Below are 22340 nucleotides of genomic sequence, written 5' to 3' on the forward strand. Positions count from 1 at the left end.
GCCCGCCATTATTTTCTTGCCGGTTTGCCGTCGACATCAGTGGTTGAGCCGGTTCGTTGGCATGAGTCGCCGCTCAGTTGATGGGCGGGGTTATGCCGAGCCGGAACAGGGTGGCCTGACTGGTATCGGTCAGCTCGCCCACCCCCACCACGCTCCACAGTTCCTCCTCCAGCTTCTTGGCCTTGTGAATGGCAAATTTGGCGATGTAATCCAGTTCGTTGGCGATGAAGTTGGTATCGGGTCGGCCGGTGCGGGAGATACCGACCAGCACCGAATAGAACTCGCCCTGACGCAGCGCTTGTTCAATGAAGCTGCGTTTTTCCGCCATGTCCTGAAAACTGCTGGCCAGTCGGCTGGAGAAGACGGGCAAGCCTGCCGGTGTGTGCAGGCTGGCGATGTAGACCTCCTCTTCTTGCGGCTTGTCTTCCCGTTCGATGGCACGCAGCGGGTTCATGATCAACTGCTTGAGCAGCTCTCCCTGGAACAGGGGATAGAGGTTGTCCTGATCTCCCAGCTCGGCGCAGGCTCGCAGCAGACGTGACAGGCTGCGATCCTGGGGGGCATGGCCGACCGAGGCCGGTTTTGGGGCCCCCTTCAGCTTGTTGATATAGACCGGGGTGCTGAAAATGTGGTGGGTGTAGATGTTGCGCAGCGCCCTGGCCATGCCGCGATAACGGCGCTGCTCCTGCGCCGCCTTGAGCTTGTTCTGGTTGCTCTCGATCAGCAGGCTGAAGAACTGGCGACCGGTGTGGCGCTCCGGATCCCCCTCGATGCACAGATGCAGCACGGTCCGGGTCAGGTTGATGCTGACCAGCCGGTAGGGGAGGCGTTGCAGATCCATGCTCTTGGAGAGCTCCTGCAGGCGGGGCAGTGCCAGAGTGACTATGTCATCCTTCTCCCCCTCGAACGCCTCTTCCAGCTCTATTTGCATGCCGTGGGCCGAGATGTCGCGGGTCCAGCCAAGCCAGGCCCGTCCGTTGTGCTTGATGGCAACGGCCGTCTTGTGGATGTAGCGTGCCTCTTTGCGCAACTGCACATAATGCAGCGTCTCTATCTCGAAGGGCGCGGCCCCGAGATCATGGCCGAAGCGCTGCAGCTCGTTGGCGTTGTGCTGCACGCTGGCATCGTAGTGAAACTCTTCCCGCTGGCTGTCGAGGCCGATATCTTGCAGCAGGCCGACGTAGTTTATCTGCTTGAGCCGCTCCTGCAGCAGCATGTCCTGCAACTGGAGGTTGTCCTGGCTCTGCTGGCTGGCGAGATCGGCCTCGTGCAGATCGCAGCGCTCCAGGCTGAACTTGTACACGCGCCAACTGGGGCGGCGGGCCCCAACCTGGAAAAAGAGGGACATCAGACCGCTCTGTTGCAACTCCTCCCGGGTGGCGGAGAAAAAGTAGAGATGGCTGCGCACCGAATGGGTGAAGCAGTAGATCAGGGTTTCCCGCAAGGTGCCCGGAGCCGGTAGCAAGGATTGCATGCGAGCCGCCGAGAACAGGCTGGCAAGCATGTCGCGGTTCTTGGCATCGCGCCAGTATTCGAGGATGTGCTGATTGTTCTCGGTACGCAGGGCTATCTCCAGGCTGGGGCTGTCTCCCGTGCCGAAGAACAGCGGCATGCCGGTCATGCGTGGCAGGTAGAACTGCTCGTACCCCTTGATGATGGCAGCAGACAGCAGATAATCCACACTGACCCGATAGCGGCTTTTGTTGCTTTCAATGAACTCGGCCAGAAAACGGTCAAAGTCGGTGTGCTCGCCGGTTTTGAGCAGCCTCAGCCAATACTTCCCCTCTTTGCTCTCTTCTCCCAAAATCTGGTAGCTGACCGAATGGTGCAATATGGGGTTGGGGTGGTCCCGCTCCAGCCCGGTGAAGAAGACTTCGACCTGGGCGCCGGTCTGGTAGTTGGGCAGATAGGGAACCGAGACCCGGATCCCGCCGAGAGAAAGGTCCGAACTCTTGGCAAAAAGTTTGTCCCCATCGGCAAATTTGATCACCACGGGAGAGCTGAAATGCATTCTCTCCTGGCGCCGGCCATAGTAGCTGGCGAAGGGGATCGGATTGACATCGTATTGGCGAAACGGACTGGCAGGGGGCTGAAGTGGACCATCGGCCCTGCTTTGGTGGTGTTTTTGCCAATATAGCAGCGCTTCATAGACTCCCAGTGTATAGGTATCTTTATAGAGATAGCACTGGGACTGGAACAGACCGATGGCTTCGGCTGGCATGAAGTGGGTGACCCCTTCAAACTCATGGATCAGGCACTCTTCCCCCTGGTCGTCGCGCATGTCGATGACTCGACGACAAGGGGTGCATTTGCGCTTGATCTCCATTTTGATCAGGAAACGGCTGTTGCTGTTTTCGTCCTGAGTCAGGCGATTGAAGAGGTCATCGAAATCCTTTTCTCTGAGCAGAGGAATAAGTTGTTCAATCAGGTGCTGTTGTTGTTCTGAATCCATGTGTTCCTGCCACGGAAAGTCACTTTTCCGATTCTGGGTTTGATCTGTCGGTCGCAAACAAGTATATCAAGCAGGAATTCATCCTGTCCCCGAGTTATCCATGGCCAAAAATAAAACTGCCTATGTTTGTACCGAATGTGGTGCCGACTTCACACGCTGGCAAGGTCAGTGCGGCGAATGCAAGGAGTGGAACACCATCACCGAGGTGCGGCTTGGCTCAGTGACGCCGGGCAAAAATGCCCGCTACACCGGCTATGCCGGCGCCGTCGGCAGTCAGGTTCAGACGCTCGCGGAGATCGCCACCACCGAGATCCCCCGCTTTTCCTCCGGTTTCAAGGAGCTGGATCGGGTGCTTGGCGGTGGTGTGGTGCCAGGTTCAGCCATTCTTATCGGCGGTAATCCGGGGGCGGGCAAGTCCACTCTGCTGCTGCAAACCATGTGCGGTCTGGCCGAGCGGATGAAGACCCTCTATGTTACGGGGGAAGAGTCGCTGCAGCAGGTGGCGATGCGTGCCAGCCGGCTGGGGCTGCCCACCGACAAGCTGCGGATGCTGTCCGAGACCAGCGTCGAGCAGATCTGCATCATAGCTCAGCAGGAGCAGCCGCAGATCATGGTCATCGACTCCATCCAGGTGATGCATGTGGCCGATGTGCAGTCATCTCCAGGCTCTGTCTCTCAGGTGCGGGAGGCCGCAGCCCTGTTGACCCGTTACGCCAAGCAGAATCATGTCGCCATCTTCATGGTGGGCCATGTCACCAAGGACGGCACTCTGGCGGGTCCCAAGGTGCTGGAGCACTGTGTCGACTGCTCAGTGCTGCTCGATGGTGCCAATGACTCGCGTTTTCGTACCCTGCGCTCCCACAAGAACCGCTTCGGTGCCGTCAACGAACTCGGTGTGTTTGCCATGACGGGGCAAGGCATGCGAGAGGTGAGCAACCCCTCTGCCATCTTCCTCAGTCGGGGTGAAGATCAAGCGCCAGGCTCCATCGTCATGGTGATCTGGGAGGGCACCCGGCCGCTGCTGGTGGAGTTGCAGGCGCTGGTAGATTACTCCCAGCTATCCAACCCACGTCGGGTGGCGGTGGGGATGGATCACAACCGGCTCGCCATGCTGCTGGCTGTGCTGCATCGTCACGGCGGGCTGCAGATGGCGGATCAGGATGTCTTCATCAACGTGGTGGGGGGCGTCAAGGTTGAAGAGACCAGTGCGGATCTGGCGCTGTTGCTGGCCATGGTTTCCAGCTTTAGAGATCAGGCCCTGCCCAAAGATCTGGTCGTGTTTGGCGAAGTGGGCCTGTCCGGCGAGATCCGTCCCGTGCCATCTGGGCAAGAACGGTTGCAGGAGGCCGCCAAGCATGGTTTCCGCCGGGCCATAGTGCCCCACGCCAACGCGCCCAAGCATCCCATAGAGGGAATGGAAGTGGTGCCGGTGAAAAAACTGGCCGATGCGCTGGAAGCCTTGTGATCATTGAGGCAGCTGCACTCTAAAACGTAGCTTTAACTGATTCCCGACAATAAAAGGAGCGCCATCGGCGCTCCTTTTATTGCATCTGGAGGGGGCCTCAGGGGTGAGGGTGTTCCAGATGTTCGTTCAGAAGTTGCTCCAGTTCACGGTGCAGCAAGTCTTCATCTCCGACGTTGAGCTCGATCATCCGTTTGAGATGGGTCGCGCTGTCAATATCTATGTGGTGACAGTAGAAACCCAGTTTCTTGCTGGCCTCATGGGTCAGTACAACTTGCATCTTGATCTCAATGTCGCTGCCGCTCAGGACAAAACCGAGCTCGTACTCCTTGTTATCATTGCTTTCCCAGTCATTGGGCCGGATCAACAGCGCGCCCTGCAGGGAGACATCGACCAGTTGGGTCCGCCATTTCTTATCGCCCTGGACGAGGTCGGCCATGGTCAAGTAGAGGATCCGTGAAAAACGGCGACGCTCGGACATTCTCATCTCCTGTCAGCAATAGAGTTTGATGCTAAAGGTCATGACATAGAGTGTAATGCACCTTGCGCATCAGGATCTTGAACTGGCTCCGAAATTGGTTATCAAACCTGTTGGGTGCTGAGTGACTCTACCACTTGCAACGCCTTGACCAGTCGATCCTCTTGTTTGAAGCGATCCTCCAGCACAGGGCCTAGTTGATTCAAGTCTTCGTCCAATAGCAGCAACTGAGCCTCATCAGCGTTGCTGTACTTGTCGTTGAATTCCAGAGCACATTCGGTGCATGCCCGAATATGGGGATAGATACGCTTGGCCAGTTCCAGTTTGTCGCCGCTGGCTTTTTCGAAGGCAGTAACGACATGGTTGTAGATCTCGAAGTGGCCGGCACTGACGTAGTCAACCAGCTGTTCACAGAAGCGTTGCAGTTCGACATGACCGGGGAGCGAACGTTGCTTGGTGCGGGCGGGAGTCAGGCCGGCCAGCCGCATGTATTCGACCAGCAGAGCCTGTCTGGCATCCAGCCAGTCATCGATAGCTCTGTGTTTTCCTGCCAATGCGCGTTTGGTTTGTTCCAGTTCAGTTAACATAATCCCTCCGTGGGGCATAGGCATGGAGTGCTATCGTTACAGGCCTCCGGCCTTTCTTATTGACTGACGACACCCTCCTATAACTAGGGAAAATCCAGTTGACCGTCAATAGGGGCGTGGGGATATTGTTATACCAGATGGTGTTTCGGCTACAAGACGCCATCATTTTCTTTTCTCTTCCTGTCAATCACGATAACGAAGGGACAAGATATGTGACTATTTCCGCAGATCTTGATGAAAACCCCAGCATTCAAGCCAATCTGGCTGATAAAGCCTTTGCCTGAGTGTTTTTTTTTGAATAGAGTGACCCAGTGCTAAATGCCCGATCATAAAGGAAATGTTATGAACAAAGCTCAACTTGTCGATGCAATCGCAGCCAAAGCAGATCTGAGCAAAGCTCAGGCCAAAGTTGCTCTGGAAGAGATCATCAATGGTATTACCCAGAGCCTGAAAGAAGGCGATGCTGTGCAGTTGGTGGGTTTTGGTACCTTCAAGGTGAACCATCGCGCTGGCCGTACCGGCCGTAACCCGCAAACTGGTAAAGAAATCCAGATTGCAGCCGCGAATGTGCCGTCCTTTGTGGCAGGCAAGGCGCTCAAAGACGCCGTCAAGTAATCCCCCAAAACCCGGCGCCAGCCGGGTTTTTTATTGCCATCGTCAGCGGAAATTGTTTCAGATACACTCAAGATATGGCGTGCGCCGTAGTGAGGTGGATGATGGAACAAAAAAATGCCATTCGGCAGGTTGCCGTACCTTGGGCTCCGTCCCGCCAACTCCCTCCAGGCCTGGTTGTGGCCGAACTTCATCAGGATATCTGGAGTGATTCCCTGACCGTCATGCTGGGTCGGGCGCGCAGCATAGATCTGCCGCCACAGATCCTGTGCCGGGTCTATTTTCGCCATATCTTCGCCGTGCGGGTGATGGAGGACTGTGATCTGTCGGAAGGCAAGGAGAGCCATTCTATCGAGGAGCAGATCCAGCTCATCACCCCGTCCCGTTTTGCCAGCTGGTTCCATCAAGAGTCGGAAGGTCTGCATCTGGATGAGGATCTGCAGCACTATCGCATCTCGACCTGGGACTACTGTGCCGACGTGTTGACTTCATTTGCGCCCGAACTGCAGTTTGTGGACAAGGGGGAGTAGCGTCAGCGCGATGACCACGCATAGAAAAGCCGGTAACACCTAGTGTTACCGGCTTTTTCATTGGTGAGCGGGGACAAGGATCAGCCCAGCAACTGTTCCCTGTGCAGGCCCAGCACGATCAGCAGCCCAATAAAGTAGAAGGCGCTGAGCTTGAGACCGAGGATAGCGAGCAAGCCCGCACAGAGCCGGACCAGCGCCTTGTGCAGCCATGAACCAGTGAAGCGATACATGATTACTCCACCGACTCGGCGTTGGCGAATTCCGGCACTTTGGCCATGGCATCCAGCACGACCTGAATGCCGGCACCCGGCTTGCAGGCATTCTCGCTCAGGTGACGACGCCAGGCGCGGGCACCCTGCATGTTCTGGAACAGCCCCAAAATGTGGCGGGTCATGTGGGAGAGGTAGTTGCCCTTGGCCAGCTCCTGCTCCATGTAGGGCAGCATCATCCGTATCACCTCATGACGGCTCGGAATGGCGTTGTTCTGGCTAAACACCAGATTGTCCACCTGCGCCAGAATGTAGGGGTTCTGATAGGCTTCGCGTCCCATCATGACGCCATCCACCTGCTGCAAATGCTCGAGGGTCTGCTCCATGGAGGTGACACCGCCGTTGAGGGCGATGGTCAGCTCGGGGTAATCCTGCTTGACCCGATAGACGCGGGGATAATCAAGGGGCGGGATTTCGCGGTTCTCTCGCGGGCTCAGACCGCTCAACCAGGCCTTGCGGGCATGAACGATAAAGGTATCGCAACCGGTATCGCGCACCTGCTCGATGAAGGCCTGCAGAAATTCGTAGGAGTCCTGATCGTCGATGCCGATGCGGGTCTTCACTGTCACCGGAATATCCACCACGTCGCGCATCGCCTTGACGCAGTCGGCCACCAATGCAGGTTCGCCCATCAGACAGGCGCCAAAGCGGCCGTTTTGTACCCGATCGGAGGGACAGCCGACATTGATGTTCACCTCGTCATAGCCGCGCTCCTGTGCCAGTCTGGCGCAGTGGGCGAGATCGGCCGGGTTGCTGCCACCCAGCTGCAGGGCGATAGGGTGCTCCTGCTCGCTATAACCCAGATAATCTCCCTTGCCGTGGATGATGGCACCCGTGGTCACCATCTCGGTATACAACAAGGTCTGGCGAGTCATCAGACGATGGAAATAACGACAATGCCGATCGGTCCAGTCCAGCATGGGGGCGATGGAAAAACGCTGCGCCTGCATAAAAATCATCCGGGTTGGCTAAACAAAGGGGGCGGATTTTACCACAACGTGAGGCAGCCCCAGAAAATGAATTTTGTCACCGCGCCAAAGGGGGCCCTGTGATAGTATCCGGCTAATAAAAAGGGTATCGCGTGATCATGAATCAAGACCAACTTTTACAACGAGCCGAGCGACTCTGCGAACAACGCGGGATCCGATTCACCCCTACTCGGCGCCAGGTATTCACTCTGCTGGCTGCCCACGGCAACGCCATCAGCGCCTATGATTTGTTAGCCCAGCTGCAGCAAACCGAGGCTCATGCCAAGCCGCCAACTGTCTATCGGGCGCTTGATTTTCTGCTCGAACAGGGTTTTGCCCACAAGGTGGAGTCGCTCAACGCCTTCATATTCTGTTGTCACTTTGACCATGCTCATCCCATGCAACTGCTGATCTGTGATCGATGTGGCGATGTGGTCGAACTCCATGACACGGCGATCGACAGCGCGTTTTCCGAGCAGGCCCATCAGCATGGTTTTACTATTACCAATAAGACGATAGAGGCACATGGCCAATGTGCGCGCTGTACGCCCACCGTAGGACATCAACATGAAGGCTGATTTTGTAAACCCGTTCCTGCTTTCCCTGCTCAATGTGCTCTCAACCATGGCGCAGTTGGAGCTGAAACCGGGTAAACCCAAGCGCAAGATGGATGAACTGGCGCGAGGCGATGTCTCCGGCCTCATCGGCATGGTGGGCCCGCAGACCCGTGGCTCGCTTTCCATCAGCTTCGAGAAGGGGTTGGCGCTGGAGATCATGCGTCGCATGCTGGGGGAGGCTCCCGCCACCATCAATGAAGAAGTGACCGACATGGTGGGCGAGATCACCAACATGGTCACCGGTGGTGCCAAGCGCATGCTGGGAGAGAAAGGTTACGAGTTCGACATGGCGACCCCCATCATAGTCTCGGGCCCTAACCACACCATCACCCACAGGGCCGATGGCACCAAGATCATGATGCCGTTTGAGTCAGATTACGGCCGGGCCACCATCGAAATCTGCTTCGAGTAACTCTATGTGGAAAGCGCTGAAGTGGTTCTTCATCGGCTGGGCTCTGTTGCTCATCCTGTCTGATATCCAGATCAACACCTCGCTCTACAAGTACAACGACAACAAGGTGGTGGTGAGCTTTCCACGCTGGCAGGCAGACAGACCCTGGTGCACCTTCCTGTGGCACGCCGGTCGGGTCGAGACCCACTGGTATGGCTTGGAAGGCAGACCCAAACCGGTAGAGTCCCTGCTGTGAAATCGACGACAAATCAAAGAAACAAAAGAGGCCAGCATATGCTGGCCTCTTTTTTATTGGTTTGAGAGTGGTCAGGCGGCTTCAACAGCCAGCTTCTCGCTGGAACGCACCACAACGCCAAGGCCACAGGCCAGCAGGGTTGGCAGCAACCAGGCCAGGCCCTTGTCAAACAGCGGCAGGAAGGCAAAGGCATCCATCTTCATGCCGGCAGCGCCCAGACCATCCAGGCAACCGAACAGGAATGCCACCATCAAGACGGAGCGGAACACCAGACGAGGACGACCGAAGTAACCTTTCAGGAAGGTGACCAGCACCAAAGCCACAGCGACCGGATAGATGGCGACCAGCACCGGAATGGAGAGGCTGATGAGCTGGCTCAGACCCACGTTGGCGACGACGGCACAGATGGCACCCAACAGCACGACCAGCTTCTTGTAAGCCACACCCGTGAGGTTGTGGAAGAAGTCGGAGCAGGCGGAGATGAGACCAACGGCCGTAGTGAAGCAGGCCAGGGTGATGATGGCCGCCAGGATGAACTGACCCGGCTGGCCGAACAGGCTCAGCACGTAGGCGTTGACGATGGCACCGCCATTGCTGACATCGGTGGCCACGCCGGCTGCGGTGTTACCCAGCTGGAACAGGGAGACATAGACCACGGACAGACCGATGGCCGAGATGATGCCGGCGATGGCCAGATATTTGAACTGGCTCTTGTAGTCGTGGATGCCTTTTTGACGCAGCAGATCGACGATCAGGGCGCCAAACATCAGAGATGCCAGGGTGTCCATGGTGTTGTAGCCTTCCAGGATCCCTTTCACGAAGGGACCATTCTGGTAGTCACCGGACGCGGCTGGCATGGTACCTTGCGGCGCGACGAACACACCCACGGCCAGGGTCAGCAGCAGCAGCATCAACACCGGGGTCAGGTACTTGCCGATGGCATCCATCAGCTTGCCCTGATTCATGGAGACCAGGATGGCCACACCGAAGAAGATCACAGTGTAGGCAGCCAGACCGGCCTGGCCCATGTCACCAATGAAGGGCTTGAGGCCCATCTCGTAGGCCACCAGGCCGGTACGGGGAGCCGCAAAGGCGGGGCCAATGATGATGTAGATGGCGACCGCCAGTGCGGTTGCCAATCCGGCAGGCAGCAACTTGGTCATGCCGGCCCAGCCATTGCCCGCCTTGGCGACGGCGAGGATGGTGATGAGGGGCAGGCCCACGGCGGTCACCAGGAAGCCCAGCATGGCCAGGGAGAGGTGCTCGCCTGCCATATAGCCAGCCAGCGGCGGGAAAATGATGTTACCGGCGCCCAAATAGAAGGCAAAGGTCATGAAGCCCAATCCGAGTACATCGGATAATGTGAGTGATTTCGTCAAGTTCAACCTCGTCTGTCTTGTAAACTATTGCTTGTTATAGTTTTTTATTGGTCAGTGACCGGCGTTGTTCAGGGGTAAAAAAAAGGAGCCCCGCGTGTTTTTTCATCATAACCAGTGGTTTGAGCTGGTCTGGAGCGGGCGCTCGTTTGAGAGTCAGCATAATGGCGTGAAAAAATAGTTCAAGACGAAATTTACATCTTCAAATAGAAGGGGTGGGTCAGTTGGATGTATCTGTCGGAATAGGCTCCATCAGCAGAATGGATCACAATCTCACCCTGCTCACACCTGTTTAATCCTCTGCCAAGTACCAATAAAACACGATTTGCCTCTTTACCTGCTCTGGTGATAACAGCTGTATAACAAACGCCATGCAGATCATAATCCGTCGAGGCGCATAAAATTTCATCGGCCATGGCGGTCGGAACGACCAGTGCGACCTGACCATCGGGGGCCAGCAGCCGGTCGCAGGCGGCCAGCAGATCCCGGCTGCCGAGTGATCCCGTATGGCGGGCCAGCGCCCTTGCCGGATCGCTGAATGACTGGCCCGCCACGAAATAGGGCGGGTTGGAGACGATGAGATCGTAGGGAGAGGCCTGATAATCCTGAATAGCGTTTTCCACTATGTTGACCCGTGAGGCCCAGGGGGAGGCCGCCACGTTCTCGCGCGCCTGCGTCGCTGCATCCATATCCAGTTCTACCCCATCGATGAGGCAGTCGGATCGGCTGCGCTGGGCCAGCATCAGGGCAATCAGGCCGCTGCCGCTGCCAATGTCCAGTACCCGGCGGGCGTCGGCAACCGGTGCCCAGGCACCCAGCAGTATGCCGTCCGTGCCGACTTTCATGGCGCAGCGGTCGTGCTCGACGTGAAACTGTTTGAAGGTAAAACCACTATTTCGTCCCATCTGACCCCCACCATATGCCGGCTACACAGAAAATGGTCGGCGATTATAGCGACTAAGCCACAGTCACCATAGGAGCCGACGACATAATCGCCTATAATCTGCCGTTTCCTTAATGACCGAGTATTGCCATGAGCCAGTCCTTTGATGATTTCGACCTGAATCCAGCCCTCAACCGGGCCTTGGCCGAGATGGGATTCACCCGCCCCACCACCATCCAGCAGATGGTGCTGGAGCCAGCCCTGGACGGCCGCGATATTCTGGCATCCGCTCCGACCGGTACCGGCAAGACGGCCGCCTTCCTGCTGCCCGCCCTGCAACATCTGCTGGACTTCCCGCGCCGCAAGCCAGGCCCGTGCCGCATGCTGATCCTGACTCCGACTCGCGAACTGGCCCTGCAGGTCACCGCCCACGCCAAGGCGCTGGCGGTGCACACCAACCTCAGCATCGAAACCATCATCGGCGGCGTCAGCCACGACGAGCAGCTGCCTGCTCTGACCAAGACCACTGACATAGTGGTGGCCACCCCGGGTCGTCTGCTTGAGTACATCGAGAAAGAGGAGTTCGAGAGCCACGACATCGAGGTGCTGGTGCTGGATGAAGCGGATCGCATGCTGGACATGGGTTTCATCAAGGACGTGAACCGCATCGTGGCCGAGGCGCGCTATCGCAAGCACACCATGCTGTTCTCCGCCACTCTGGAAGGAGCCGGCCTCGAGAAGTTTGCCAACGAGATCCTCAACGAGCCGGTGGAGCTGCATGCCGAACCGCCCCGCAGCGAGCGTCGTCCCATCACCCAGTGGGTGCATCTGGCCGATGACGCCGCCCACAAGCTGGCCCTGTTGGTGCATATCCTGAAAGATCCCGAGACCCAGAAGGCCATCGTCTTCGTCAGAACCCGTGAACGGCTGGCGGAGCTCTCCGGCCAGTTGCAGGCGGCCGGCGTTTCCTGCGCCTGGATCCGGGGCGAGATGGAGCAGAGCAAGCGCATCGAATCGATCCGCAAGTTCCACGCTGGAGAAGTGCCTTTCCTCATTGCCACCGACGTTGCCGCCCGTGGCATTGACCTGCCCAACGTCAGCCATGTCATCAACTACGACATGCCTTATGGCACCGACGTGTATGTGCACCGCATCGGTCGGACCGGCCGCGCGGGCAACCGTGGTTGTGCCATCAGCCTGGTGGAAGCGCACGACATGGGCATGGTCGCCAAGATAGAGCGTTACACCGAGGAGCGCCTCAAGCGTCGGGTGATCGACGAACTGCGTCCCAAGCACAAAGAGGCGCGGGTACCGGTGAAGAAGAAAAAGCCGAAGGATGGCAAGAAGAAGAGTGCCAAGAAGAAAAAGAAATAAGCTCATGCCTGCTGCAACGGCCATCCTCGGATGGCCGTTTTGCTTGCTACCTACGGCGAATGTGGCTGTGTTCGCGGATTGCGCGCAGAAAAAAGCCGACGCATAAACGTCGGCTGATAAAAAGTGCTTACAACAGAGGATTCACGTATTCAGACTCGGGGATCCTGAATTTGGTTCCCTCTTTCTGTAATTAATTTTCGGCGCGTTTAAACATCAGGGTCTGAGCATCAGACTCTTCTGGCACGAAGTAGTAACCCTCAACGTTGAAGCCGGTCAATTGTTCCACTTCGGTCAGCCGGTGCTTGATGATGTGACGGGCCATCATGCCGCGCGCCTTCTTGGCGTAGAAGCTGATGATCTTGAACTGGCCGTTCTTCTCATCCTTGAACACGGGGGTGACGATCCGCCCTTGCAGGCGCTTGGGTCGTACCGACTTGAAATATTCGTCGGAGGCCAGGTTGATCAGCACATCATCCCCTTGCGCCACCAGCGCCTGATTGAGCCGCTCCGTGATGATGTCGCCCCAGAACTGATAGAGATCCTTGCCACGGGCGTTATCGAGCCGGATCCCCATCTCCAGCCGATACGGCATCATGAGATCGAGCGGGCGCAGCATGCCGTAGAGGCCGGACAACATGCGCAGGTGCCCTTGGGCAAAATCGAGATCCGCTTCGCTGAAATCCTCCACTGCCAGACCCGTGTAGACATCCCCCTTGAAGGCCAGCAGCGCCTGACGAGCGTTGGCCGGAGTGAAATCCGGCTGCCAATCGGCAAACCGGGCGGCGTTGAGACCGGCCAGCTTGTCGCTGATCTTCATCAGGCTGGCGATCTGATCCGGCGTCAGCTGGCGGGCGCGGCCGATCAGTTCGGCGGAGTGGTCCAGCAGCTCGGGTTGGGTGAAACGGGAAGTCACCAGCGGCGACTCGTAGTCCAGCGTCTTGGCCGGGGAAACCACAATCAACATAACGATCCTTTATAGCGGTGACATACGCCCCTCATTCATCCAGGGTGACGTTGTCGAGTGTGCCTGCACCCATCTGCTCACGGCCGGACAGCTTGATCAGCAGTCTCAGGTCGTTGGCCGAGTCGGCATGGGCAAGGGCCTCACTGTAGCCAATTTGGCCGGCACAGAACAGGGTGAACAACGCCTGATCGAAGGTCTGCATGCCGAGCTCGGTGGACTTGGTCATCACCTCCTTGAGGCGATGCATCTCCCCCTTGCGGATGATGTCGGTGATGAGCGGGGTGTTGAGCAGCACCTCGAAGGCCGCGAAACGGCGGCGACCGTCCACGCTCGGCAGCAGTTGCTGGGCCACGATGGCGCGCAGGTTGAAGGAGAGATCGAACAGGAACTGGCGGTGCTTCTCCTGCGGCACCAGGTGAAGGATGCGATCCAGCGCCTGGTTGGCATTGTTGGCGTGCAGGGTGGCGAGACAGAGGTGACCCGTCTCGGCAAATTGCAGCGCAAACTCCATGGTCTCCTGGCTGCGGATCTCGCCGATCAGGATCACGTCCGGCGCCTGGCGCAACGAGCTCTTCAGCGCCACGTCGAACGACTCCGTGTCTATCCCCACCTCCCGCTGGGTGATCAGGCTGCGGCCGTGCTGGTGCACGAACTCCACCGGATCTTCCACCGTCAGGATATGTCCATCGGCGTGCTGGTTGCGAAACCCAATCATGGCTGCCTGGGTGGTGGACTTGCCAGCGCCGGTGGCGCCGACGAACAGCACAAGCCCGCGCTTGGCCATGGCCACCTCCTGCAAGATGGGGGGCAGGGTCAGCTCGTCGAAGGTCGGGATCCGGGTCTCGATACGTCGCAGCACCATGCCGGGCAGATCCTGCTGCCAGAAGGCGCTGACCCGAAACCGGCCAAGATCCTCGCGGTGGATGGCGTAGTTGGCTTCCTTGGTGCGGATGTAACGCTCGAAGTGCTCCTGGCTTAATGTCTCCTTGACCAGAGTCAGGGCGCTCTTCTTGTCGAGAGGTTCTGCCCCCAGAGACTGCAGATGGCCGTTCACCTTGAGGGTGGGGGGCGTACCGACCGTGATGAACAGATCCGAACCTTTGCGTGCGACCAGTTCGGTCAACAGAGCATCCAGACTCATAACGACTCCTTCCTTAGGTCCGTTGTGCTTAAACGCTATTGGGGTCGACCGCCTTGGCCTTGGCATCCAGCGAGGCCACCACACCACGGCTGACCAGCTGCTTGAGGCTCTGATCCATGGTCTGCATGCCGTGGGTCATCCCGGTCTGGATCACAGAGTAGAGCTGGGCGATCTTGTCTTCCCGAATGAGGTTGCGCACCGCGGGTATGCCCATCATGATCTCATGCGCCGCCACCCGGCCACCGCCGATCCGCTTGAGCAGGGTCTGGGAGATGACGGCCCGCAGCGATTCGGAAAGCATGGAGCGCACCATGTCTTTTTCCGCACCGGGGAAGACGTCGATGATACGGTCTATGGTCTTGGCCGCCGACGAGGTGTGCAGGGTGCCAAACACCAGGTGGCCCGTCTCGGCCGCCGTCATGGCCAGGCGTATGGTCTCGAGATCGCGCATCTCACCCACCAGAATGATGTCGGGGTCTTCCCGCAGTGCCGAGCGCAGGGCGTTGCTGAAGCTCTTGGTGTCGCGGTGTACTTCCCGCTGGTTCACCAGGCAGCGCTTGTTCTCGTGCACGAATTCGATGGGGTCTTCGATGGTGAGTATGTGGTGGTGGAAGTTCTCGTTGATGTAGTTGACCATGGCCGCCAGTGTGGTCGACTTGCCCGAGCCGGTCGGGCCTGTCACCAGCACCAGGCCGCGGGGGTATTCGGCAATCTTGCGAAAGATCTCGGGGGCATCGAGATCCTCCAGACTCAGCACAGTGCTGGGGATGGTACGAAACACGGCGCCCGAGCCGCGCGCCTGCTGGAAGGCGTTGACCCGGAAGCGGGCCAGGTTGGGTACCTCGAACGAGAAGTCCACCTCGAAGTTCTCCTCCAGCTCCTTGCGCTGGTGGTCGTTCATAATGTCGTAAATGAGGGCATGCACTTCCCTGTGCTCCAGGGCGGGCAAATTGATCTTGCGAACCTCGCCATCAACCCGGATCATCGGGGGAACCCCGGCCGAGAGGTGTAGATCCGAGGCTTTATGCTTTACACTGAAAGCCAATAACTCTGTGATATCCATAGATTTGTCATTCTCCCATCACAAGATCACTAACGAAATATGAGCCAGATTGCCGAGCACCTGCTTCAGGTCAAGGAACGTATTGTACAAGCCGCGAGCCAGTCGGGTCGTTGTGTCGATCACATCCACCTGCTTGCGGTCAGCAAAACCAAGCCACTTGAGGCCATTCGTGAGGCCTATGTCGCCGGCCAGCGCCGCTTCGGTGAATCTTATGCCCAGGAAGCGGCCACCAAGATAGATCTCCTGCGCGAACAGGCCGTCTGTGCAGACATAGAGTGGCACTTTATCGGTCCGCTGCAATCAAACAAATCCCGGCTGGTTGCCGAGCGGTTCGACTGGGTACAGAGCGTGGACAGAGACAAGCTGATCGAGCGCCTCAACCACCAGCGTCCTGCCGGGTTGGCACCGCTAAATGTCTGTCTGCAAATCAATATTAGCGGAGAGAGCAGCAAATCCGGAACGACTGAGCAAGAGATTTTCCGCCTCGCCGCGCTGGTCTCCCACAGCGAACGGCTGGTATTGCGGGGGCTGATGGCCATCCCGGAGCATACCAGTGACGAAGTTGTATTGGCCGCCCAGATGGTGCGCATGCAGACTCTGTTCACCGAGCTTGCGCGACAATACCCGAGTGTCGATACCCTTTCGATGGGCATGACTGAGGATCTTGAGCTGGCGATCGCCCATGGCAGTACTATGGTGCGGGTCGGTACCGCCATCTTCGGTGCCCGTGACTATTCATAGGCAAGACCACCTGATGCAATATGGAACCCGCGCCGTTATCGGCGCAGGCAGTGCAGGTGTTTGCAGCCATTTCATCCACAGGAGTGTTTGATGCAGCAGAGAATCCTCGCCTTTATCGGCGCAGGCAACATGAGCCGCAGTATCATTGCCGGCCTGATCCAGGCGGGTTATCCGGCCGAACGTATCATAGCCGCCAATCCCAGCCGTCCCAAGCTGGATGCGCTGGCGAGCGACTACGGTATTCGCATCACCCAGAATAATGCCGAGGCGGCCCGTGAGGCTGACGTCATAGTGCTGGCGGTCAAGCCTCAGTTGATGGCTGGCATGCTGAGTGCGCTGGTTGATGAGTTGGGGTTGCTGGCGGGCAAGCTGCTCATTTCCATCGCCGCCGGCATCAAGGTGGCACGCCTTGCCGAGATGGCGGGCGGTCACGCGCGCATCATTCGCACCATGCCCAATACCCCCTCGCTGCTGGGGCTGGGCATGACGGGTCTCTACGCCCCTGAGCATATTACCGCCAGTGATCGTGACGTTGCCGAGCAGATGATGCAGGCCGTTGGCAAAACCCTCTGGGTAGAGCAGGAGTCTGGCATCAACGGCGTCATCGCCGCAGCGGGCAGTGCTCCGGCTTACTTCTTCCTGTTTATGCAGGCGATCGCGGAGGAGGCGCAAGCCATGGGCTTCAGTCCGGAGCAGGCGCGCCTGCTGGTGCAGCAGACGGCGCTGGGTGCCGCTGCCATGGTGGAGCAGAATCCTGATCTGTCGCTGCAAACCCTGCGTGAGCAGGTGACCAGCAAGGGTGGCACCACAGCCGAGGCCATCAAGACATTCCAGGAACAGGGGCTGATGCCGCTGACCGCTCACGCCATGCAGGCGGCCGTCACACGGGCCGCCGAGATGGAAACTCTTTTCTGAACACTCTCTTCGTAGACCAGGAGCTCAGATGAATACCGCTTACTTTCTGATTAACACTATTTTTGATCTCTACCTGATGGTGGTGCTGTTGCGCGTCTGGTTGCAGTGGGCCCGCGCCGACTTCTACAACCCCATGAGCCAGATGGTGGTTAAGGTGACCAATCCGCTGGTGATACCGCTGCGCCGGGTCATTCCGGGCTTCGGCGGGCTGGACATGGCCTCGGTGCTGCTGGCGCTGATCATCGCCTTCGCCAAGCTGGCGCTGCTCAAGAGCATGAACGTGCTGCTGGCCGACTGGCTCACCCTCAGCCTGTTTGCCGCCTTGACCGTGCTGAAGAAAGCGGGCTCCATGATCTTCTGGGTGCTGCTGGTTCGCGCCATTCTGAGCTGGGTCAGCCAGGGGCGCAATCCCATCGAATACGTGATGCACCAGCTGACCGAGCCCTTCCTGGCCCCAATTCGTCGTATCCTGCCGGCATTGGGCGGACTGGATCTTTCCGTGCTGGTCGCCTTTATCGGGCTGCAGGCCATAAACTATCTGTTGGGTGATCTGTTCGGCCAGCTGTGGTGGATGATTTGATGGCAGCCGTCGTGCTGGAAGGGGATGAGCTGATATTGCATCTGATGATCCAGCCCAAGGCGAGTCGGGATCAGATCGTCGGTCTGCACGGAGAGGAATTGAAAGTGGCCATCACGGCACCGCCGGTGGATGGTCAGGCCAACAGCCACTTGATCAAGTATCTGGCCAAGCAGTTCAAGGTGGCCAAGGGGCAGGTTCGCATCGTGCGCGGGGAGCTGGGACGGCACAAGACGGTCGCCATCGAGGCGCCCAGGCAGATCCCCGCCGAGGTCAGTGCTCTGCTGGAAACTCTGGGTTAATAGGGAAGGATGACACCATGAAAACAGCCTGGATAAGCTGCCTGCTGGCATTGTTGATGACCTTGCCGCTGCGGGCGGAACAGATGAAGGCGTTGGGGCCCTGGCAGGTGCACTACAGCGCCTTCAATTCCAGCTTCCTCACCCCGGATGTTGCCAAGGCCTATGGCCTGGAACGCAGTCGCTACAACGGCATCGTCAATATTGCCGTGCAAAACAAGCAGGGTGTGGCGCAGGCCGTTGGCATCACTGGCGAGGCCAAGAACCTTATCGGTACGATCCGTACCTTGACCTTCCAGGAGGTCAAGGAGGGAAATGCCATCTACTATCTGGCAGTGTTGCCTTATCGCAACGAGGATACCTACCAGTTCACCCTGAAGATCATGGGGGAGGGACAACAGCAGACGCTGACCTTCCAGCAGACCTTCTACGTCGACTGAGGCGGTTGCCCTGCTTGCCGAATGAAAAAAGCCCCGAACTCAGGTTCGGGGCTTTTTTCATGGCGTGGCGTCAGCTGGCCGGGGCGAAGTCGTGGATCTCGCCCGATCGCGGAGTGAAGCGAGGATCCTGATCCCGGTTGTGCTCCACCCACTCCATGGCCTGGCAGAAGCTCTCCTGCCTGGCAAACTCGTCGCGCACCTGATCGATAGCCCGCTCGGCACTGCGCCGCTCCATCTTGCTTGCCTTGCGATCGCTGAACTGTTTTTGCTGGGCCAGCATCCAGTCCGTGAATGCCTGACGGCATTGCGACTCGTTGGCCGCCCGGGTTGGCAACACGACTAGCAGAAGGATCATCAATAAATAACGCATAACAAACCGGCTATGGGGGAGTGGGGGTTGATGGCAGGGGCGGCATTTTATGCCGAAAACATGAGCATGAACAGAGGGGAAAGCGGGGCCGACGAGTGGCCGGCCCCGGGCAGGATCAGTGTTTGACGAGGTAGATCTGGCGGCTGTAGGCCACGTCTTCCGGATTGTTGATGGGATATCCCTTGAGCCAGGGTTTGATCAGTCGGGCGTTGGTGTATTGATAGATGGGAGCGATCGGCGCCTCATCCTGCAATATGGTTTCGGCCTGATCGAACAGCCGGGCCCGCTCGCGGGGATCCTGACTGCTGACCGCCTTGGTCAGCAGGGCATCGTAGCTGGCGTTGGCGAAGTGGGCCATGTTGCCGCTGTGGTGGGAACCCCACAGACCGAGAAAAGCGGAGGGGTCGTTGTAATCGGCCACCCAGGAGGAGCGGATCACCTCGAACTGGCCGCTCTGGCGGCTGTCGAGATAGGTTTTCCACTCCTGGTTGGTGAGCTCGACCTGGGCGCCCAGCTTCTGCTTCCAGAGGTTGGCGATGGCCAGCGCCATCTTCTTGTGAATTTCCGCCGTGTTGTAGAGCAGAGTCAGCTTGAGTGGCTTGCCCGGGCCGTAACCGGCCTCCTTGAGCAGCGCCTTGGCCTTCTCATCCAGCGCCTGCTGGCTGCTGCTGGAGAGCAGGTTGGCCTTGGGCTCGAAACCGGCCACCACGTCCGGGGTGAAGTGATAGGCCGGTTTCTCGCCTGTGCCCAGCACCTTGGCGGCGATGAGGCTGCGGTCGATGGTGTAGGAGAGCGCCTTGCGCACCCGCACATCGTTCAGCGGCGGCTGTTGGGTGTTGAAGGCGTAGTAATAGGTGCCGAGTTGATCCGGGGTATGGACCTCACCCGGGATCTGCTGCATCAGCTTGTGATACTGCTCCTTGGGGAAGGACTCGGTGATGTGCAGGTCACCGGCCAGGTAGCGGTTGGTGGCGGCGGTTTCCTGGTTGATGGGCACGAAGGTAACTTTGGTCAACACGGTATGGGCGCGATCCCAGTAATAGGGATTGGGGGTCAGCTCCAGCTTCTCGTTCACCACCCGATGGCTCAGTACGAAGGCGCCGTTGCCAACCAGCTTGCCGGGCTGCGTCCACTGGTTGCCATATTGCTCCATGCTGGCCTGGTGCAGCGGTGACAGGCTGGGGTGGGTCAGCAGGCTCAGGAAATAGGGCACTGGCTGGGAGAGGGTCACTTGCAGTGTGTGCTCGTCGAGCGCCTTGACCCCAAGCTCGCTGGGGGCCAGCTTGCCGGCCACTATCTCGTCCACCTTGTCGAAGCGGGCCAGCTGGGCAAACCAGGCGAAGGTCGCGGCCTCTTTCGGATCGACCAGTTTGCGCCAGCCGTAGACGAAGTCGGCTGCCTTGACCTTGTCACCGTTGGACCAGCGCGCATCCGGTCGCAGATGGAAGGTAAACTGCTGATTATCCTTGTTGTCCCAGCTGGCGGCCACGCCAGGCAGCACCTTGCCGTCAGGCCCCTGAGTCAGCAGTCCCTCGTAGAGATCCCGCAATACCTGCAGCTCGGGCAGGCCGACCAGTTTGAGCGGGCTCAGGCTTGCCGGTTCATCTTTCAGATGACGTACGACGGCTTGTTCGGCGGCGAGTTGAGTGCCGGGCGGAACATCGGCTGCCTGGACACAGGCGCAGCCCAGCAGGGCCAGCAAGGGACTCCATCCTTTCATGGCTAATCCTTCAAATAGTGTGAAGCGGGGAGAAAACTCGGCGAGAAATGATCGCCGGCAGACGGGAAATCATGATATCCCGTTTGCTGGTCAGACCGCCAGTATGAGTCCCGTGATTTCAGGGACGCGATGGAACCTTAGTTGACCCGCTGATCCGCTGTCAGGGGGAGAGGAGTGAACGATGAGAGCATGGATCCTGTTGGCCCTGTCCATCAGTCAGGGCGCCTGGGCGCTGGCGCCTTGTGAGCGTGGGAGTCCGGTCGGCAGCTGGTGCGAGGTGAACATAGATCTGTTGCACCCGACCCAGGGCGGTGTCGGCCAGATCCAGGTCGACAATACTCAGGCAGAGCTGGCGGGAAAGAGCGGGTCGCAGCTAGACAAGTTGATGAAAAAGAAAGAGATCCCCATTGTCATCGCCCCCGATGGCGGTTACTGGCTGGTGGACAGGCATCACCTCACCAAGGCGCTATGGCAGGAGGGGGTGAAGCAGGCCAGGGTCAAGGTGATCGGCCGCCTGCAGGACAAGTCCAGCTTCTGGAGCCAGATGCAGGGCAATCACTGGGCCTGGCTCAAGGACGAGAAGGGGCTGCCGCTGACCCCTGAGCAGTTGCCCGCCCATATCGGCGAGCTGCCTGACTACCCCTATCGCACTCTGGCCGGGTTGCTGCAGGATGCGGGCTATGTCGACAAGCAGGATCAGGTCTATTTCGTCGAGTTTTCCTGGGCCAGCTGGCTCGGTCAGCAGATGGACTGGTTGCCGGTCGATGGTACCAATCTGGCGGATCGTCTCTATCAGGCCAAGCGGCTGGCGTGCAGCAGCAAGGCGGCGACGCTGCCCGGCTATCCCGGCAAGCAGTGTCGGGTCAACCAGTCGCGCAGCGGCAACTGAGCGGATATCTGAAGCAAAAGTGGGGGGCAGTGCTCCCCACTCCATGTTTATGGCTATAGAGCCTGCGGGCGGCGATTTGCACATAGTCACCGATGTGGAGTGTGTTATGTGCCAGAGCAGCTCCCAGCCACTGTCCGGGCTGTGTCTAACGCTGTCGCGGGAGCGATGGCGCACGGCTTTCTTCCTCGTCCCGACCTCTAGTCGTCGCTGTGCCGCTCCTTGAAGCAGATATCGGGATGGTTTATGCGATCAGCTACCTGTGTAGGCCGGGAGTTATGGCTGTGTTTCTCGTTGCATGGATAAGGGATGAATGGCACGAGGAGCACAGCCTAGCGCCTGGGGTAAACGGGGTCGTCACATGAACACTGAGTCCTGACAGTGGAGGCCAGATGAGGGGCCTGGATGGTAAGGCATGGGGGGACGATGCCAACCCGTTGGCACAGAAATGGTACAAATCCTGTACAAACGGTCAGGTTGATATTCATTCTCGACTGGGCATTATGAGGGTCTCACCAATCGATCTGGGAGAGCGTCATGACGAATCATGTCTGGCAGCGTTACATGCTGGAGGCCGAGAGCGCATTTGGGGCAGGTGCGTTTGGCACTGCGGTGTGCCTTTATCAGCAGGCTCTTGCCGAAGTGTACGAACTGACCGATAGGAATCTGGACGAGCTGGCCAGTATGCGGGTGGCCACCTGTCATCGCCTGGCCGACTTCTGGCGTGCCATGGAGGAGCCCGCCTACGAGTTGCGCTACCTCAAGCTGGCTTCCGAGCTGGTGACGGCATTGGTGCCCCAGTGCCCGAATCGGGGATGTGAAGCTATCATCAACGAGCTGGGCTGCTGCCGGGCGGCGCTTATCTCTTTCCTCAAACGCCACCCCAATCCAGAGATTGCCAAATTGATCCGTATGCAGGACAAGGTACAGGGCTACGAATTGAACGGTCGTCTTCGTCTCAACTGAGGA

The 22340-nt window shown here is 58.4% G+C and carries 27 protein-coding genes; 15 read left to right on the forward strand and 12 right to left on the reverse strand.

Annotation, left to right across the window (positions count from 1 at the left end):
* Positions 1 to 73: 73 nt before the first annotated feature.
* Positions 74 to 2452: a PilZ domain-containing protein gene (locus tag ACW5XD_RS12045; protein WP_456495082.1), complete on the reverse strand. Its 2379-nt coding sequence runs from the start codon at positions 2450 to 2452 to the stop codon at positions 74 to 76.
* 100 nt (positions 2453 to 2552) lie between these two features.
* Between ACW5XD_RS12045 and radA the strand changes: the two genes are divergently transcribed.
* On the forward strand, positions 2553 to 3917 hold the full coding sequence (gene radA, locus ACW5XD_RS12050; RefSeq protein WP_456495083.1) for a DNA repair protein RadA: 1365 nt from the start codon (positions 2553 to 2555) through the stop codon (positions 3915 to 3917).
* Positions 3918 to 4014: 97 nt separating this feature from the next.
* Here the strand turns inward: radA and ACW5XD_RS12055 are convergent, their stop codons facing one another.
* Positions 4015 to 4395, reverse strand: a complete 381-nt coding sequence (locus ACW5XD_RS12055; protein WP_456495084.1) for a PilZ domain-containing protein — start codon at positions 4393 to 4395, stop codon at positions 4015 to 4017.
* 101 nt (positions 4396 to 4496) lie between these two features.
* Positions 4497 to 4979 (reverse strand): sigma D regulator, encoded by a 483-nt coding sequence (gene rsd / locus ACW5XD_RS12060; protein WP_456495085.1) that lies wholly within the window; start codon positions 4977 to 4979, stop codon positions 4497 to 4499.
* Between the two features lie 98 nt (positions 4980 to 5077).
* Between rsd and ACW5XD_RS12065 the strand changes: the two genes are divergently transcribed.
* The 3 genes from ACW5XD_RS12065 to ACW5XD_RS12075 all read left to right on the forward strand — a co-directional run bounded on the left by ACW5XD_RS12065 (position 5078) and on the right by ACW5XD_RS12075 (position 6121).
* Positions 5078 to 5263 (forward strand): hypothetical protein, encoded by a 186-nt coding sequence (locus ACW5XD_RS12065; protein WP_456495086.1) that lies wholly within the window; start codon positions 5078 to 5080, stop codon positions 5261 to 5263.
* A 58-nt stretch (positions 5264 to 5321) separates the two neighbouring features.
* Positions 5322 to 5594 (forward strand): nucleoid-associated protein HU-alpha, encoded by a 273-nt coding sequence (gene hupA, locus ACW5XD_RS12070; RefSeq protein WP_005305063.1) that lies wholly within the window; start codon positions 5322 to 5324, stop codon positions 5592 to 5594.
* A 101-nt stretch (positions 5595 to 5695) separates the two neighbouring features.
* Positions 5696 to 6121, forward strand: coding sequence for a hypothetical protein (locus ACW5XD_RS12075; RefSeq protein ID WP_456495087.1), 426 nt, complete (start codon positions 5696 to 5698; stop codon positions 6119 to 6121).
* A gap of 80 nt (positions 6122 to 6201) precedes the next feature.
* Here the strand turns inward: ACW5XD_RS12075 and ACW5XD_RS12080 are convergent, their stop codons facing one another.
* Complete coding sequence (locus ACW5XD_RS12080; RefSeq protein ID WP_456495088.1) at positions 6202 to 6351, reverse strand: hypothetical protein; 150 nt, start codon at positions 6349 to 6351, stop codon at positions 6202 to 6204.
* Positions 6352 to 6353: 2 nt separating this feature from the next.
* Complete coding sequence (dusA, locus tag ACW5XD_RS12085) at positions 6354 to 7340, reverse strand: tRNA dihydrouridine(20/20a) synthase DusA (protein ID WP_456495089.1); 987 nt, start codon at positions 7338 to 7340, stop codon at positions 6354 to 6356.
* Between the two features lie 137 nt (positions 7341 to 7477).
* On the opposite strand from dusA, the gene zur reads away from it, so the two are divergent.
* From zur to ACW5XD_RS12100, 3 genes are read left to right on the forward strand one after another with little or no spacing between them, the layout of a single operon-like run.
* Entirely contained in the window at positions 7478 to 7936 is a 459-nt protein-coding gene (zur, locus tag ACW5XD_RS12090; RefSeq protein ID WP_456495090.1) for a zinc uptake transcriptional repressor Zur, read from the forward strand.
* On the forward strand, positions 7926 to 8387 hold the full coding sequence (locus tag ACW5XD_RS12095) for a chemotaxis protein CheX (RefSeq protein WP_016351979.1): 462 nt from the start codon (positions 7926 to 7928) through the stop codon (positions 8385 to 8387). The genes zur and ACW5XD_RS12095 overlap by 11 nt, the downstream gene beginning before the upstream one ends.
* A gap of 4 nt (positions 8388 to 8391) precedes the next feature.
* A complete protein-coding gene (locus tag ACW5XD_RS12100) occupies positions 8392 to 8622 on the forward strand; it encodes a hypothetical protein (RefSeq protein WP_456495091.1) in 231 nt (76 codons plus the stop codon).
* 71 nt (positions 8623 to 8693) lie between these two features.
* Here the strand turns inward: ACW5XD_RS12100 and brnQ are convergent, their stop codons facing one another.
* Together brnQ and ACW5XD_RS12110 are read right to left on the reverse strand one after the other, a co-directional pair.
* Complete coding sequence (gene brnQ / locus ACW5XD_RS12105) at positions 8694 to 9956, reverse strand: branched-chain amino acid transport system II carrier protein (protein ID WP_456495120.1); 1263 nt, start codon at positions 9954 to 9956, stop codon at positions 8694 to 8696.
* Between the two features lie 236 nt (positions 9957 to 10192).
* Entirely contained in the window at positions 10193 to 10903 is a 711-nt protein-coding gene (locus tag ACW5XD_RS12110; protein ID WP_456495092.1) for a tRNA1(Val) (adenine(37)-N6)-methyltransferase, read from the reverse strand.
* Positions 10904 to 11031: 128 nt separating this feature from the next.
* Here ACW5XD_RS12110 and srmB point away from each other — a divergent pair, with 128 nt between their 5' ends.
* A complete protein-coding gene (gene srmB / locus ACW5XD_RS12115) occupies positions 11032 to 12255 on the forward strand; it encodes an ATP-dependent RNA helicase SrmB (RefSeq protein WP_098982293.1) in 1224 nt (407 codons plus the stop codon).
* Positions 12256 to 12445: 190 nt separating this feature from the next.
* Here srmB and yaaA read toward each other — a convergent pair whose 3' ends face one another.
* From yaaA to tapT, 3 genes are read right to left on the reverse strand one after another with little or no spacing between them, the layout of a single operon-like run.
* The gene (gene yaaA, locus ACW5XD_RS12120; protein WP_456495093.1) at positions 12446 to 13219 is read right to left on the reverse strand and encodes a peroxide stress protein YaaA; all 774 of its coding nucleotides are present in this window, start codon (positions 13217 to 13219) and stop codon (positions 12446 to 12448) included.
* 31 nt (positions 13220 to 13250) lie between these two features.
* On the reverse strand, positions 13251 to 14360 hold the full coding sequence (gene tapU, locus ACW5XD_RS12125) for a type IVa pilus ATPase TapU (protein ID WP_456495094.1): 1110 nt from the start codon (positions 14358 to 14360) through the stop codon (positions 13251 to 13253).
* Between the two features lie 28 nt (positions 14361 to 14388).
* Positions 14389 to 15423, reverse strand: a complete 1035-nt coding sequence (gene tapT, locus ACW5XD_RS12130; RefSeq protein ID WP_456495095.1) for a type IVa pilus ATPase TapT — start codon at positions 15421 to 15423, stop codon at positions 14389 to 14391.
* Positions 15424 to 15462: 39 nt separating this feature from the next.
* Here tapT and ACW5XD_RS12135 point away from each other — a divergent pair, with 39 nt between their 5' ends.
* From ACW5XD_RS12135 to ACW5XD_RS12155, 5 genes are all read left to right on the forward strand, one after another.
* Entirely contained in the window at positions 15463 to 16164 is a 702-nt protein-coding gene (locus ACW5XD_RS12135) for a YggS family pyridoxal phosphate-dependent enzyme (RefSeq protein ID WP_456495096.1), read from the forward strand.
* 90 nt (positions 16165 to 16254) lie between these two features.
* Positions 16255 to 17079, forward strand: a complete 825-nt coding sequence (gene proC, locus ACW5XD_RS12140) for a pyrroline-5-carboxylate reductase (protein WP_456495097.1) — start codon at positions 16255 to 16257, stop codon at positions 17077 to 17079.
* Between the two features lie 28 nt (positions 17080 to 17107).
* Positions 17108 to 17659 (forward strand): YggT family protein, encoded by a 552-nt coding sequence (locus ACW5XD_RS12145; RefSeq protein WP_456495098.1) that lies wholly within the window; start codon positions 17108 to 17110, stop codon positions 17657 to 17659.
* Complete coding sequence (gene yggU, locus ACW5XD_RS12150; RefSeq protein WP_456495099.1) at positions 17659 to 17958, forward strand: DUF167 family protein YggU; 300 nt, start codon at positions 17659 to 17661, stop codon at positions 17956 to 17958. Before ACW5XD_RS12145 ends, yggU begins: the two co-directional genes overlap by 1 nt.
* A 17-nt stretch (positions 17959 to 17975) precedes the next feature.
* The gene (locus tag ACW5XD_RS12155) at positions 17976 to 18395 is read left to right on the forward strand and encodes a DUF4426 domain-containing protein (protein WP_456495100.1); all 420 of its coding nucleotides are present in this window, start codon (positions 17976 to 17978) and stop codon (positions 18393 to 18395) included.
* A 70-nt stretch (positions 18396 to 18465) separates the two neighbouring features.
* On the opposite strand, the gene ACW5XD_RS12160 is transcribed toward ACW5XD_RS12155, so the two are convergent.
* Complete coding sequence (locus tag ACW5XD_RS12160) at positions 18466 to 18765, reverse strand: hypothetical protein (RefSeq protein ID WP_456495101.1); 300 nt, start codon at positions 18763 to 18765, stop codon at positions 18466 to 18468.
* Positions 18766 to 18880: 115 nt separating this feature from the next.
* The gene (locus tag ACW5XD_RS12165) at positions 18881 to 20485 is read right to left on the reverse strand and encodes a peptide ABC transporter substrate-binding protein (protein ID WP_456495102.1); all 1605 of its coding nucleotides are present in this window, start codon (positions 20483 to 20485) and stop codon (positions 18881 to 18883) included.
* Positions 20486 to 20666: 181 nt separating this feature from the next.
* Between ACW5XD_RS12165 and ACW5XD_RS12170 the strand changes: the two genes are divergently transcribed.
* Positions 20667 to 21374 (forward strand): ParB-like protein, encoded by a 708-nt coding sequence (locus ACW5XD_RS12170; RefSeq protein ID WP_456495103.1) that lies wholly within the window; start codon positions 20667 to 20669, stop codon positions 21372 to 21374.
* A gap of 534 nt (positions 21375 to 21908) precedes the next feature.
* A complete protein-coding gene (locus ACW5XD_RS12175) occupies positions 21909 to 22337 on the forward strand; it encodes a DUF2753 family protein (protein WP_456495104.1) in 429 nt (142 codons plus the stop codon).
* Positions 22338 to 22340 lie beyond the last annotated feature (3 nt).

Source organism: Aeromonas enterica, assembly GCF_054052465.1.

Bases quoted from the DNA above. Each gene is read 5' to 3' on its own strand.
- ACW5XD_RS12145 (WP_456495098.1), top strand. From the start codon at position 17,108: ATGAATACCGCTTACTTTCTGATTAACACTATTTTTGATCTCTACCTG.
- tapU (WP_456495094.1), bottom strand. From the start codon at position 14,360: ATGAGTCTGGATGCTCTGTTGACCGAACTGGTCGCACGCAAAGGTTCG.
- brnQ (WP_456495120.1), bottom strand. From the start codon at position 9,956: ATGACCTTTGCCTTCTATTTGGGCGCCGGTAACATCATTTTCCCGCCG.
- yaaA (WP_456495093.1), bottom strand. From the start codon at position 13,219: ATGTTGATTGTGGTTTCCCCGGCCAAGACGCTGGACTACGAGTCGCCG.
- radA (WP_456495083.1), top strand. From the start codon at position 2,553: ATGGCCAAAAATAAAACTGCCTATGTTTGTACCGAATGTGGTGCCGAC.
- ACW5XD_RS12160 (WP_456495101.1), bottom strand. From the start codon at position 18,765: ATGCGTTATTTATTGATGATCCTTCTGCTAGTCGTGTTGCCAACCCGG.
- ACW5XD_RS12095 (WP_016351979.1), top strand. From the start codon at position 7,926: ATGAAGGCTGATTTTGTAAACCCGTTCCTGCTTTCCCTGCTCAATGTG.
- zur (WP_456495090.1), top strand. From the start codon at position 7,478: ATGAATCAAGACCAACTTTTACAACGAGCCGAGCGACTCTGCGAACAA.
- ACW5XD_RS12075 (WP_456495087.1), top strand. From the start codon at position 5,696: ATGGAACAAAAAAATGCCATTCGGCAGGTTGCCGTACCTTGGGCTCCG.
- srmB (WP_098982293.1), top strand. From the start codon at position 11,032: ATGAGCCAGTCCTTTGATGATTTCGACCTGAATCCAGCCCTCAACCGG.
- yggU (WP_456495099.1), top strand. From the start codon at position 17,659: ATGGCAGCCGTCGTGCTGGAAGGGGATGAGCTGATATTGCATCTGATG.
- ACW5XD_RS12045 (WP_456495082.1), bottom strand. From the start codon at position 2,452: ATGGATTCAGAACAACAACAGCACCTGATTGAACAACTTATTCCTCTG.
- ACW5XD_RS12155 (WP_456495100.1), top strand. From the start codon at position 17,976: ATGAAAACAGCCTGGATAAGCTGCCTGCTGGCATTGTTGATGACCTTG.
- rsd (WP_456495085.1), bottom strand. From the start codon at position 4,979: ATGTTAACTGAACTGGAACAAACCAAACGCGCATTGGCAGGAAAACAC.
- ACW5XD_RS12135 (WP_456495096.1), top strand. From the start codon at position 15,463: ATGAGCCAGATTGCCGAGCACCTGCTTCAGGTCAAGGAACGTATTGTA.
- ACW5XD_RS12110 (WP_456495092.1), bottom strand. From the start codon at position 10,903: ATGGGACGAAATAGTGGTTTTACCTTCAAACAGTTTCACGTCGAGCAC.
- ACW5XD_RS12055 (WP_456495084.1), bottom strand. From the start codon at position 4,395: ATGTCCGAGCGTCGCCGTTTTTCACGGATCCTCTACTTGACCATGGCC.
- ACW5XD_RS12165 (WP_456495102.1), bottom strand. From the start codon at position 20,485: ATGAAAGGATGGAGTCCCTTGCTGGCCCTGCTGGGCTGCGCCTGTGTC.
- ACW5XD_RS12175 (WP_456495104.1), top strand. From the start codon at position 21,909: ATGACGAATCATGTCTGGCAGCGTTACATGCTGGAGGCCGAGAGCGCA.
- hupA (WP_005305063.1), top strand. From the start codon at position 5,322: ATGAACAAAGCTCAACTTGTCGATGCAATCGCAGCCAAAGCAGATCTG.
- ACW5XD_RS12100 (WP_456495091.1), top strand. From the start codon at position 8,392: ATGTGGAAAGCGCTGAAGTGGTTCTTCATCGGCTGGGCTCTGTTGCTC.
- tapT (WP_456495095.1), bottom strand. From the start codon at position 15,423: ATGGATATCACAGAGTTATTGGCTTTCAGTGTAAAGCATAAAGCCTCG.
- proC (WP_456495097.1), top strand. From the start codon at position 16,255: ATGCAGCAGAGAATCCTCGCCTTTATCGGCGCAGGCAACATGAGCCGC.
- ACW5XD_RS12170 (WP_456495103.1), top strand. From the start codon at position 20,667: ATGAGAGCATGGATCCTGTTGGCCCTGTCCATCAGTCAGGGCGCCTGG.
- ACW5XD_RS12080 (WP_456495088.1), bottom strand. From the start codon at position 6,351: ATGTATCGCTTCACTGGTTCATGGCTGCACAAGGCGCTGGTCCGGCTC.
- dusA (WP_456495089.1), bottom strand. From the start codon at position 7,340: ATGCAGGCGCAGCGTTTTTCCATCGCCCCCATGCTGGACTGGACCGAT.